Annotated in this window: 10 protein-coding genes; 2 read left to right on the top strand and 8 right to left on the bottom strand. The window is 61.5% G+C overall.

What is annotated here, in order from left to right:
- Positions 1 to 69 precede the first annotated feature (69 nt).
- The 3 genes from V5738_RS12050 to V5738_RS12040 all read right to left on the bottom strand — a co-directional run bounded on the left by V5738_RS12050 (position 70) and on the right by V5738_RS12040 (position 3870).
- Positions 70 to 1083, bottom strand: a complete 1014-nt coding sequence (locus V5738_RS12050; protein WP_423821050.1) for a histone deacetylase family protein — start codon at positions 1081 to 1083, stop codon at positions 70 to 72.
- 197 nt (positions 1084 to 1280) lie between these two features.
- Positions 1281 to 2735, bottom strand: coding sequence for an NAD-dependent succinate-semialdehyde dehydrogenase (locus V5738_RS12045; protein ID WP_423821049.1), 1455 nt, complete (start codon positions 2733 to 2735; stop codon positions 1281 to 1283).
- 88 nt (positions 2736 to 2823) lie between these two features.
- Entirely contained in the window at positions 2824 to 3870 is a 1047-nt protein-coding gene (locus V5738_RS12040) for a D-2-hydroxyacid dehydrogenase (RefSeq protein ID WP_423821048.1), read from the bottom strand.
- A gap of 189 nt (positions 3871 to 4059) precedes the next feature.
- Between V5738_RS12040 and V5738_RS12035 the strand changes: the two genes are divergently transcribed.
- The gene (locus V5738_RS12035; RefSeq protein WP_423821047.1) at positions 4060 to 5304 is read left to right on the top strand and encodes a pyridoxal phosphate-dependent aminotransferase; all 1245 of its coding nucleotides are present in this window, start codon (positions 4060 to 4062) and stop codon (positions 5302 to 5304) included.
- A gap of 66 nt (positions 5305 to 5370) precedes the next feature.
- Here V5738_RS12035 and V5738_RS12030 read toward each other — a convergent pair whose 3' ends face one another.
- The 5 genes from V5738_RS12030 to V5738_RS12010 all read right to left on the bottom strand — a co-directional run bounded on the left by V5738_RS12030 (position 5371) and on the right by V5738_RS12010 (position 10912).
- A complete protein-coding gene (locus V5738_RS12030; RefSeq protein ID WP_423821046.1) occupies positions 5371 to 6201 on the bottom strand; it encodes a hypothetical protein in 831 nt (276 codons plus the stop codon).
- A gap of 46 nt (positions 6202 to 6247) precedes the next feature.
- On the bottom strand, positions 6248 to 7300 hold the full coding sequence (locus V5738_RS12025; RefSeq protein ID WP_423821045.1) for an SAM-dependent methyltransferase: 1053 nt from the start codon (positions 7298 to 7300) through the stop codon (positions 6248 to 6250).
- Positions 7301 to 7332: 32 nt separating this feature from the next.
- Positions 7333 to 8112, bottom strand: a complete 780-nt coding sequence (locus V5738_RS12020; RefSeq protein ID WP_423821044.1) for a DUF1295 domain-containing protein — start codon at positions 8110 to 8112, stop codon at positions 7333 to 7335.
- Positions 8113 to 8164: 52 nt separating this feature from the next.
- Positions 8165 to 9910 (bottom strand): CocE/NonD family hydrolase, encoded by a 1746-nt coding sequence (locus tag V5738_RS12015; protein WP_423821043.1) that lies wholly within the window; start codon positions 9908 to 9910, stop codon positions 8165 to 8167.
- A gap of 63 nt (positions 9911 to 9973) precedes the next feature.
- Complete coding sequence (locus V5738_RS12010; protein WP_423821042.1) at positions 9974 to 10912, bottom strand: LysR family transcriptional regulator; 939 nt, start codon at positions 10910 to 10912, stop codon at positions 9974 to 9976.
- Between the two features lie 101 nt (positions 10913 to 11013).
- Between V5738_RS12010 and V5738_RS12005 the strand changes: the two genes are divergently transcribed.
- Positions 11014 to 12084 carry an SDR family oxidoreductase gene (locus tag V5738_RS12005; protein WP_423821041.1) on the top strand — a complete coding sequence of 357 codons (1071 nt, stop codon included), beginning with the start codon at positions 11014 to 11016 and terminating at the stop codon, positions 12082 to 12084.
- Positions 12085 to 12353: the final 269 nt, after the last annotated feature.

Genomic DNA, 12353 nt, shown 5'->3' with positions numbered 1-12353 from the left:
GGCGCTAAAAGTAGCGGCCCCGTCGCGGTCGACCGGCGCAGGCCGTCCGTGCTGTGCTGTCGTCGCCGATCAGCCCTGCGTCAACAGACCGTTGAAAAAGTGGGTGGCGTTAACGCCCAGATGATCGACGTCGTAGCCGCCTTCCTGAACAACACAAATCGGCTTGCCCGTTTCGGCAAGCAGCCGGCCCATGCGCTGAAAGCCTTCCGACGTGACCGATACCTTGGCCTGCGGATCTTCGTAGTAGGTATCGAAGCCGAGTGCCACGACAATCGCATCCGCCTCGAACAGCCGAATCGCGGTCAATGCTTCGTCGAATTTCTCGAAGAAGAAACTCTCGCTCGAACCGTGCGGCATCGGCAGATTGACGTTGAAGCCATAGCCCTTGCCGGCGCCGCGTTCTTCTTCGTACCCACTGACGACGGGGTAGAAGTTGGTCGGGTCGCCGTGGATGGAGACGTAAAGGACATCGTCGCGCTCGTAGAAGATTTCCTGCACGCCCTGACCATGATGCATGTCCGGGTCGAGCACGGCGACTTTGTCGAAGGTGCCGCGCAGATGGTTGGCGGCGATGGCGGCGTTGTTGAGGAAACAGAAGCCGCCGGCGGCGTCCGGACGGGCGTGGTGGCCCGGTGGGCGGCAGATAGCATAGGCCGCCTTCTGACCAGCTGCAATGTCGTCGGCGGCGGACAGCGCGGACTGGGCACTGGCATAGGCCGCATTCCAGGTCTGTGGGCCGATCGGCGAGCTCCCGTCGGCGATATAATAGGCCGTCTCCGCGAGTATGCCCTTCATCGGGTTGCCTTCGCGGACATAGATGTTGGACATCACTTCGGCCCCCCAGTCCTCCGGCCAGCGGCGGTGGGCCGACTCGAGATAGCGCAGATAGCCCATGTCATGGACCGCCGAAATCGGGTTCATGCCGTGATCGCGCGGCGTATCGATCTCGATCGAAAGGCCTTCGAGCGCCGACAGAAGTGGCGGGATACGAGCCGGCACTTCCTGCGGCTTGCGCATGGCGCCGCGGCTGAGATAACTCTGCGGATCGTGCTGGTTCTGGACGTCGTCGAAATAGGCTTTCACAGGGGGTTCCGATTACAGCTCGTGAATGGTGACCGGCAGGCTGCCGGCAGGTTATGTCCAACCCGCAACATACGCCCGCTGTGGCTTGAACTGCAATGGTTTGTCTTATGGTCGGATGATCGCCAAAAAAAAACGGCGGCCCGAAGGCCGCCGTATGCTGACGTAGCTGCGATCGATCGTGAATCGACCGTTGTGGCCTAGCCGGCCGAGGGCACGGTCTGCAGTTCGATATATTCCATCAGGCCGTCATGCCCACCTTCGCGACCGACGCCGGACTGCAGCATGCCGCCAAACGGTGCATGCGCGGCCGGGCCGGTGCCGGTGTTATGACCACAGTGACCGAAGTGGAGCTTCGAGATAATGGCATGGGCCCGCTTCGAGTCCTTGCCAAAGACATAGGAAGCCAAGCCGAATTCGGTCTGGTTGGCCAGTTTGAGTGCTTCGTCGTCGGTCTCGAAGGCAATCAGCGGAACCAGCGGCCCGAAGGTCTCGTCCTGGCAGCACTTCATGTCGTGTGTGACGTTGGTGATCACGGTCGGCGAGTAGAACAGGTTTTTGGACGAATCCAGTTCCTTCGGGTCCTTGCCGACTTCCAGCTTGGCCCCCTTGGACAGGGCATCGGTCACATGATCCTTGACCTTGTCGAAGCCGGCCGCGTTGATCAGCGGACCGATATCGACGTCCTCGTCCATGCCGTCCCCGACCTTGAGCGCCTTGGCCCGGTCGATGACCTTCTTCGAGAATTCGTCATAGACCGAGGATTGGACGTAGATCCGGTTGGCACAGACACAGGTCTGGCCGCCGCCACGGAATTTGTTGGCGATCAGGTTGTCGGCTGCGGCGTCCAGGTCGGCGTCGTCGAGCACGATGAAGGGTGCGTTGCCGCCGAGTTCCAGGCCGAGCTTCTTGACCCAGTCCTTGGACTGTTCGACCAGCAGTTGGCCGACCCCGGTCGAGCCGGTGAACGAGATCATCGGCACATCCGGGGAGCTCATCAATTCGCCGCCAATATCCTTCGAGCTGCCCATGACCAGGTTGATCATGCCCTTGGGCAGATCCAGGCGTTCGTGCATGAGCTGGAACATGGCGATCATGGTCAGCGGCGTCTCAGTGGCCGGTTTGGTCACGGTCGGGCAACCTGCAGCGATCGCCGGGGCAATCTTCTTGGCAATCATGCCGATCGGGAAGTTCCAAGGCGTGATCAGGCCGGCCACGCCAATCGAGCGCTTGTGCACGGTCCATGTCAGGTCCTTGACTTTTTCCGCGAGCGTCTCGGGAGCGAGCGCGTCTTCCATCATGCCGGCGAAGTAGTCGAAAAAGCTCGCCGCGTACTCGACTTCGCCCTGGGCTTCCTTCCACGGCTTGCCATGTTCCAGGCACAGGATACGGCCGATTTCTTCTTTTTCGTCGAGCAGCGCATCGCGGGTGTCTTCGAGCCACTCGCGGCGGGTCGCGGCGTCCGGCACGTTCGGCATTGCTGCCTTGGCTGCAGCAATGGCCCGCTTGGTTTCCTCGGCGCGCATGTAAGGCACTTCGGCCAGCTGCTTGCCATTGGCCGGGTTGAGGACTTCGGCGGTTTCGCCGGAATCGGCTTCGCCCCACTGGCCGTCGATATAACCGGCGATGCGTTTGAGAAGATAGGATTCGATCATATGCGGTCCTTTAGGCTTTGGGAGCTGACGAGCGCGAAGGCGCTGACCCACAGATAACAGCCCGAGCATCGGGTCGGATTGGCTGTTTTCAATTCGAGGCCGAGGGCGTCGATTCGTCGACGCCCTGCGACGGGGCATAGCCGTAGCGCTTGCTGACCCGGTTGAATAACGGCTGTCTGTCTTGCCAGCGCGATAGGTTAGCGATGAACTGGTCGATCAGGGCTTCGCGCCAGCCGATGAAGTCACCGGCCATATGGGCCGAGATCAGTACGTTGTCCATCGCCCAGAGTGGGTGGCCGGTGGGCAGCGGTTCGGTTTCGAACACATCCAGGGCAGCACCCGCGATTTCGTTGGCCTCCAGGGCGGCCACTAGGTCTTCGGTCACCACGATCGCACCCCGCCCGATATTAATGAATCGCGCATGTGTGGCCATGGCAGCAAAGCGCGGCGCATCGAACAGGCCTTCGGTGGATTCGGTCAGCGGGGCTGCCACCACCACGTAATCGGCCTTTGGGAGCAGCGCATCGAGATCGGTCTGGGCGTAGACCGCATCGAAAACGTCGTCGGCCTCGCGTGCCCGTCGAGCCACGCCCGAGACCTGCATCCCGGCGGCCCGGCACAGCCGGCCGATCGCATGCCCGATCGAGCCTGCGCCGACCACCAACACGTGTTTGTGCTCTATGGTCTCGGTATCGCGATGCACCCAGCGCTCGGCCTGTTGGTAGACGAGATTGTGCGCGCTGTCCTTGGCGAACATCAGGATCTGAGTCAGCACGTATTCGGCGATGTTGCGATCGAATATGCCCTGGGCATTAGTGACCGGGATGTCCGACTCGATCAAATCATCGAACATGAGCTGATCGACCCCGGCGCTCGCAGCGTGTACCCATTCCAGCGAATCGGCCGCGTCCCAGGCGGCTTCGAGCGCATCGGTACGGAAATCGGTAACCAACAGGATTTGGCTGCCGGGCAGGGCGCGCCGCAGGCTGTCTTCGTCATGGGCCAGGACGATCTCGGCGCGACCGTCGAGGCGGTCTATGCCGGGCGGGCCATCGGGCGCATCGCTCAATACCGTGATGCGCAAAGCGGCGGACTTGGAAGCGCCGTAAGAGGGATCGGACCCGGTTTCAGACATGCACGAGTAGCGCGCGAAAGCGCGGTTTCTGGAGAATATTCCAGTCAAAGTACCTAGCCGCCAAAGCAGGCGTCAACAAAGCGACTGCGCGCCGGTAAAACACTTTGCTTGACCCGGGGATAGACGGGTGCCTACGCTCGGTAAAGATTCCTCGGGAAATCCCCTTATACCCGTCACCAAGAGGTTGTCATGGCTGTGAATCTGGAATCCAGCGAGCAGGTTCTGCCGCCGGACCCACAGAAGCGTTATGTCCGCGATCGGCTGGTATGGAACCCAGCCATGCATGCGATTCCGGTCTCGGGGATCCGGCGCATGGTCAACCGGGCCGCAGAACTCGACGACGTCGTTCATCTGTCGATCGGTCAGCCGGATTTCCCGACCCCGCAGCACATCATCGATGCGCATATCCATGCGCTGCAAAATGGTCAGACCGGCTACACCATGGACGCTGGGCTCCCAGAGTTGTTGACCGCGTTGAAGGAATACTACAACGCCAAGTATCGCAGCACGCTCACCGAGGACAATTTCCTGATCACCACCGGGGCGACCGAAGGCATCTATCTGATGCTGACCGCCATGGCCGCGCCCGGGCGGGAATTCATCATCGCGGATCCGACGTTCCTGTTGTATGCGCCGCTCATCCGTATGAACGGCGGCCAAGTGCGTACGGTGCCGACCAAGGCCAGCGAAGGCCACCAGATCGATCCCGAGCGGATCATCGACATGATCGGCCCGAACACCCATGCCATCATCCTCAACTCGCCGTCGAACCCGACTGGTACGGTCTATCCGCGCGAGACGATCGAATGGCTGTGTCAGGAAGCCGCTTATCGCGGGGTAGAGATCCTGTCGGACGAGGTTTACGACAATCTTATCCTCGACGATATCGATTACCCGAGCGTGCTGTCCTGTGCGACTGACCTCGACGGGGTCGCTGTGGTGTCGAGTTTCTCCAAAACCTACGCCATGCCCGGTTTACGGGTAGGCTGGATCGTAGCCGATCAGAACACCATTCGGACGCTGCGGCGCTATCATATGTTCACCACCACGGTCGCCAGTACTCCGGCCCAATGGGCGGGTGTGGCCGCGCTATATGGCGATCAGTCGTGCATCACGGAGATGGTTACCGAATATGCCCGGCGCCGCGATCGGGTGGTCGATCTGGTCGGCGATACCCCAGGGCTGACCGGCTACTGGCCCCAGGGCGCCTTTTATATTGCGCCGTCGCTGCCGAACGGTGTCGATGCCGGCAAGCTGGCTATGCGCATGCTCGAGGAAACCGGCGTCTGCGTGATTCCGGGCGATGCCTTTGGCGAAGGCTCGTCGAACCTGCTGCGGATTTCCTACTCGACCTCGATGGAACAGATCGAAGAAGCCTTTGCTCGGATGCAGCCCTGGCTGGCACGCCAGCCCGAGTTCGCGCGCCACGCCTAGCCAAACCGCCGGCTGGATCGACGTATCGCAGGGCCGCCCGGAAGGGCGGCCTTTTTCATGGCCGGCTCAGGCGTTCCAGTCGGCGTCTGTCGAACCACAGCTGGCTGCAGGTGCATCATGTGCGCTCGCGGCTTGGGGCATCTGCGAGTAATAGCTGACTCGTACCGGATAGACCTTGCCATCGCGGCCGCGGATATTGCCGATGCCACGGTATTCGAGCAGGCGTCGGGTGGCCGGATCGTAGGTCAGCTTCAGTGAACTGACGAACCAGCCGACCAGAAACATATCCAGCTTGGCGGTGAAGTTCACAGCGGGCCGGCCTTCGAATGTCGTCGCGCCGGTTTTGTTGGCTTTGAGATCGATCACCGACTGCCGCCCGGCGGCCACGAACTTGAAGGGCAGCATCTGGCCGGCCTGCAGGGTGTCGAAGTAGTTCTGAACCAGGATGTTGAAACCGGCATCGGCGGCCATCGGCTTGTCGATCTCGAATGCCTTGGTCTTGATTTTGGCATCCGCGGACTCGCGCCGGGCCATGCGCCAGCGCCCGTTTTGGTGCCGAATGCCTTCCTGATAACCGGAGGCCGGCATGATCATGCGATAGACAGGCACAGTCGGATTTTCGGAAAAATCCATATGTTTTTTGGCCAGCACCCGGCCCTGGCGGCCGATATAGATGACGTTCCAGGTCGTGATCTGGCCGTCGATGCGACGAACTTCGTGGTGCTCGGTATAGCGATAGTCACCGCCGTCCAGGGTATAGCCATAGCCGTTGAAGCAGGTCAGACCGTTGGCGCTGATCTGGGTGGTGTTCGACTGGGCGAGGGCGACCGGCACGACACCGACCGCCAGGCTGAATAACGAAGCGCCGAGCGCGTGTGGCACCGATGGTTTGAGCATGCTAATTCCCCCTCGTCCTGGGCGTCGATATAGCCCACCGTATGAATTAGCCGGCGCCCGGCCGGCGCGGAGTGAATAGATAGTGGGCGATACCCCATTCGTTGCCGTGTCGATAGCCAAACAATTCGGCGACGGCCATGAAGAACATGCGCCAACGATTAAACCAGCGTTCGGCTTGGTCTGGGCCGTAGGTCTGTCGCATCACATCCATAATCTCGTCGCGTGCGGCATCCATGCGCTTGAGCCAAGCATTGGCGGTATCGCGATAGTGCTGGCCCGATAGCCACCAGTGGTCGCGCAGCAACAGGTCGTGCTGAAAATGGGCGAACAGATTCTCGCTGGGCATGACGCCGCCGGTGAAGAAATAGCGGGCCATCCAGTCGTCGCTGGAATCGTCGGTAAAGCGATAGGCAAGATGCTTGTGTGCGAATACGTGCACGAACAGCCGGCCGTGTGCGTCTAGCCAGCGCGCACAGCGAGCGAACAGTTCGCGGTAGTTGCGCATGTGCTCGAACATCTCGATCGAAACGATTCGGTCGAATTGGCTGTCGCCCGGATCGAAGTGGTTGATATCGCAGGTCTCGACCGTAAGATTGGGCAAATCGCGCTCGGCGGCTCGGGTGGCGATCCAATCGCGTTGGGCATTCGAATTGGACACGGCCAGAATCTGGGCATGCGGATAGCGCCGGGCCGCCCATAGCGAGAACGAGCCCCAGCCACAGCCGAGATCCAGAATCCGCTGGCCGTCGCGTATCCGGGCGCGCTCGGCGGTCAGCGCGAGCATGGCGTGTTCGGCCTGGTCGAGATCGGTAATACCCTGTTCGAACAGACAACCGCTGTATTTCAGGTGTGCGCCCAGTACCCGTTCGAAAAATGCCGGCGGCAGTTCGTAGTGCTGGGCATTGGCATCGGCGGTGTTCTGTGCGATTGGCCCGGAAGCCGCGCGTTCTAAAAATGCGCGTCGCTGGGCATCGCGTTGCTCCGGGTCGCGGGCTTCGGGGGTGGTTAGACGCCCCCCGATCAGCCGGCGCATACCGGCCCGCGCGACGATGTCCGGCACTAGGCCGCGTTCACAGGCTTCGATGGGCAGACTATCCAATCGCTTGGCTCCTCATAGATCGTATCGGCCGGTCAATCCTTGGGCGGCCAAGGAATGAAGGCGTTGGTGGTGCGCACATATTCATCATGGCCTTCGCGTTTGTCGGCGGCATCCTTGCTTTCGACCGTCGGAATGCCCGAGATCTTGAGCAGTAGTACGGCCATCAGCACTGGGCCGATGAGGGTCGCCCACCACCAGCTGGCCCCAATCGCCAGCACTACATAGCTCACCCAGTGCAGCGATTCGAAGAAATAGTTTGGGTGTCGCGAGTAATACCAAAGCCCTTGGCGACACACCTTGCCCCGGTTCTCCGAACGGGCTTTGAAGGCCTTGAGCTGGGCATCGGCCGTACCTTCACCGACTACTGAAACGAACCAGACGACGACCGCCAGCGCCGCAGTGAACAACGAAGGCCCGTCATCCATATAAGCGACCACCAGGAACGGGATCGACAACACCGCCGCAATCACGGCCTGAAGCAAGAAAAAGGCGAGCATATATAGATCAGCCCGGTGGCCCCAGGAGGCGCGCGCGGCGGCATAGCGCGAATCCTCCGGGGCGCCTTTCATACGCATCGCCAGGTAGCCGGCCAGGCGGAACGACCAGGCAATCGCCAGTACGGACATCAGCAGCCGGGCTGCGACCGGTGCCTCGCCAGCCAGGGCATACTCCAGAGCGATCACGCCCAGGGACGCTGACCAGACCACATCGACCAAGCTTGCATCGCGGGTGAACAACTGGATCACCCACACGATCACCAATAAGGCGATCGCGGTCGCGAGACCGATTCCAAAAATTGAAAGAGCCGACATGGCGCTATCTCTTGCGCGGTGTAGACACTCAGCTTAACAGCCGGGCCGGTCGCTAATCGTGCAGGTCGATGATCGGCAGCCCCAGCCGGCCGCTGACATCGACATGTCCGGGAATCGCGGAAAAGCTGGCCAGAAACTGTGGATGGTAGCCATAGATCAGCAGGCCGACGGTATCGTGTTTGTACAGTCGAGTGGTTACGCCGTTGAGCTCTAAGGTGCGGCGGCCGGCCCCGCGAATCGGCCGGAGCTGCTTGTTGACCAGCAGCGTGGTCGCGGCGCCCGGGCGTTTTATACCGATGCCGACGAAGGCCACCGGTGACGGCCCGCCGCCGCGGACCTCGATATCGACGGTCGGCAGACCCACCAGGGCCAAGCCATCCTCGGTTATCGTTTCGGCCGGCAGGAAGACGCCGCCGCTGGCCAATTCGTCCACTTGGTTAGCCGGCAGAGCATTGACCAACTTGGCGAGTAGTGCCGTATCCCGATCGTCGCGGGCATCTGGTTCGCTGCTTAGCCAGCGCTTGACCAGATCGCTGGCCTGGCTGGCCGTTTCGGTAACCAGATGCCATAGCCCGCCGAGCGTATCTTCGCGAAATACGCTCTTGAGCAGATCTAGGCCGCCGGTTGCCGCCTGGCCTTCGAAGTCGAACACGCGGTCGTCGGCGATCGGCAGCTCATCCATCGCGAACTGGGTGTCGTCGTCGAGTACCACCAGTGTCTTGGGGAACGGTTCGGCCGGGGTTTTGCCCTTGAGCTTCCAGTCCAGATAAGCCAGTTCTAGGGCCGCAGTTTCGACTCGCTGGTCACCCCAGTCGAGATGGGCATCGGTTTCGTAGGCGATCCGATCGATGTCTTCGAGAAACGGCAGGCTGTGGCCGTGGCGCATGACCACCAAATGGACATCATTACCGGCAGCACGCAGGGCGTGTGCATTGGCCAGTCCCTCGTTGAGATTGAACAGGGTATCGCCGACGCCCTGGATGATCAGTGCATCCACCTGTGGTGGCTTGCGCTCGGCGCGCGGGTCGAGTGCCTCGTCGCGGTCGGTCGTTTCGAAGTAGGAAGCCGGGCTGTGATCGTAGAGCCGCTGGGCGACGCGAGTCGATATGCCGCGGCCGGTCAGCGGCGAGGCCAAGCCCTGGAGCAAGGCGTGGTACATGATCGGATCCAGGTCCACCCCCGAAGTCGGCAGACCGAGGGCAACCAGGCCGGTGGCCCAGGCGGTTTTGACGACGTTGTCCGGGGCCAGGCTATAACGTAGATCGTGCCAGGTCGCGGTCGGCACGATCGCGGTAAAGCGTGGATCAACCGCGGCGCCGATGAATTGAAAACCACCGCCATAGGATAGCCCGAGCGCGCCGGCCAGGAGCTGTCCGTCGCGGCGGGCCAGTCGATCGGCATGGCTCATCTCATGCTCGGCCCAGTCCAGAATGGCCGAGATATCGCGGCCCTCGATGTCCGGGTCCATGATATGGACGTGTCCACCCGATTCACCGAAGCCGCGTTGATCGAAACTGATGACGAAATAGCCGGCGTTGGCCGCGCGTCGAGCGGCTTCGCTGGAGGGCAGCGGGCCGCCGGACAGCGACTCGTAGATCGACGTTTGTTGGCGATCGGTCAACCGGGTCCCACCAAAACCGTGGCCATGCAGGATCAGCGGCGCATGGCCGCCGGGGGGCAACGCCGGTTGCATGACGGTGATCGCGATTTCTACCCCGTCGTCGGGATTGACTACGCTCGCGTGGTAGTCGCGGGCGGTCAGCGCGGACCGGTCGTTACTCTGTCGGGATTGGGACACGGGGAGCAGGCGTTTTATGGAGCGATTACGCCAGCCTAGCAATGCCCGGCCGGTTACGCTGCATTACCGCTGCCAGCGTTCCCAGATCGGCGGATCGCCGACGGTCTCCAGGACGTGATCGATGAAAGCCTGGGTTTTGGGCGGGCGTAGTCGGGACCCGGTATAGAGCAGATGTATGGCCCGGCTTTCCGGGGCGACTTCCCACTGCCAGTCGGTCAGCAACGGCAGCAGCTCGCCGCGGGCCAGCTCTTGATCAATCAACCAGGTTGGGAACAGCACGATACCTTGGCCGAGCAGCGCTGCAGCACGCAGGCTGGTGGCATCGTCGCTATACAAGGGCCCGTCGATATCTAGGCGCTGGAATGGTTGTGTTTCGGTGGGCCGCCAGAACCAGCGCTGACGGCCGTATTCGCCTTGATAACGCAGACAGGCGTGCTTGAGCAGATCGACCGGCGTCGTCGGCCAACCGCATCGGTCCAGATAGTCCGGCGCGGCGGCGACGATGTAGTGCATGGGGCCGAGGGTACGGGCCACCAGACCGGAATCGGAGAGCCGACCGACCCGGAACGTGACATCGCGACCCGCCCGGACTGGGTCTTCGAATTGGTCGGTCAGACGCAATTCGGTCTTGATTTTTGGATAGCGCTGGGCAAAGCCGTGCACCAAGGGCACGACCTGTCGTTCGCCGAAGGCCACCGGGGCATTGATCGATAACAAACCCGTCGGTTCGCCGTCGCGCTCGAAAACCGTATCGGTTGCGGCCTCCAGTTGATCGATAAGCGGCGCGATCGCCTCGACATAGCGGGTGCCGGCCTCGGTGAGTTCCACGGCGCGCGTATGCCGGTAGAACAGCGTCTGGCCAAGTTGGCGTTCGAGCGCAGCGATCTGGCGCGATACCGATGATACCGCCCGATGGCTGCGATGGGCGGCGGCCGTGAAGCCGCCGGCCTCGGCCACAAGGCGTAGTGTGCGCAAGGCGTTGAGATCGAGGTTGTCTTTCATGCAATAAAGATTTGCGAATGATGTGATTGTAGCAACGCACAATATCGATAATGATGGCGACGATTAAAAACACCGCGGCCGCGCCGCAAACGGAGTTTATGATGCAAAAAGGAACCGCACTTGTCGTCGGTGCCACCGGTATCACCGGCGGCAATCTGGCGGCCTATCTGGTCGCCAGTGGCTGGACCGTGTACGGACTATCGCGCCGCGCCCCGGAGACCGGTGGTGTGATCCCGGTCAGCGCCGATCTGCTGGATGCCGATGCCACAGCCAATGCCCTGGCCGGGCTGCCGATTTCGCATGTGTTCTACTGCACCTGGACGCGGCGCGACAACGAAGCCGACAACGTCGAAGCCAACGGCGCCATGATGAACAATCTGTTTGCCGCGCTGGACCCGGGTAAACTGGAACATGTGTCGCTCGTGACCGGCACCAAGCAGTATCTGGGTTCGTTCGAGGCCTATGGCAGCGGCCAAGTCGAAACGCCGTTTCGTGAATCGGCCGACCGGGTGCCGGGGCCTAATTTCTACTACACGCTCGAAGACATCATGTTCGATGTGGCCGAGCGCTATGGCATCGCCTGGAACGTCCATCGCCCGCATACGGTGATCGGCCATGCGCCGGGCAACGTCATGAACATGGGCACGACGCTCGCGGTCTATGCAACGATCTGTCGCGAAACGGGCCGTCCGTTCACTTTCCCGGGCACGGTCGAGCAATGGAACTATCTCACCGATCTGACCGATGCCTTGCTACTGGCACGCCAGATGGAATGGGCCGCACTCGCCCCCGGGGCAGCCAACCAGGCGTTCAACACGGTCAACGGCGACATTTTCCGCTGGCGTCGTATGTGGACCGAGATCGGCGAATACTTCGGGCTCGACGTGGCCGACTGCCCAGAAACGCCGCAGCCGCTCGAACAGCAGATGGCCGGTATCGAAGACACCTGGCGCGATATCGCCGAGCGTCACAACCTGGTGCAAGCCGATGTAAACCAGCTCGCCTCCTGGTGGCATACCGACGGTGATTTGGGCCGCACCCAGGAATGCATCAACGATATCAACAAATGTCGTGACTTCGGTTTTTACGAGCATCGTGAGACCCGGGCGGCATTCTTCGATCTGTTCGATCGCCTGGCGGCCGAGCGGATCATCCCGCCGATCGGCGGCTGAAGCGTTTTTCCAACGCCTGTGAACGACGAGCCGGGCAGGGCAACCTGCCTGGCTTTTTTTATACAGCTACTGTGGCCGAGCGACGATACAGGCGTTGGCGCTTAACGCCGCGATAGTCGGATGGTCTCCCATGCGTCGGCCGGTTCGGCTCTCGGCGCAAGCCGCAGCGTGACTGGATATTCGTCGTTCCCGCTATTGAGTATTCGCAGGTCTGGGCAGGGGAGGCTGGCTGGGTCGCCGTATCTGGCTCGACTGTTTTCGAAACCTGC

The organism is Salinisphaera sp. SPP-AMP-43 (genome assembly GCF_049568105.1).
Lineage (GTDB): Bacteria > Pseudomonadota > Gammaproteobacteria > Nevskiales > Salinisphaeraceae > Salinisphaera.
Note: the sequence above shows the minus strand (reverse complement) of the source record. Positions and strands in the feature narration are given on the sequence as shown.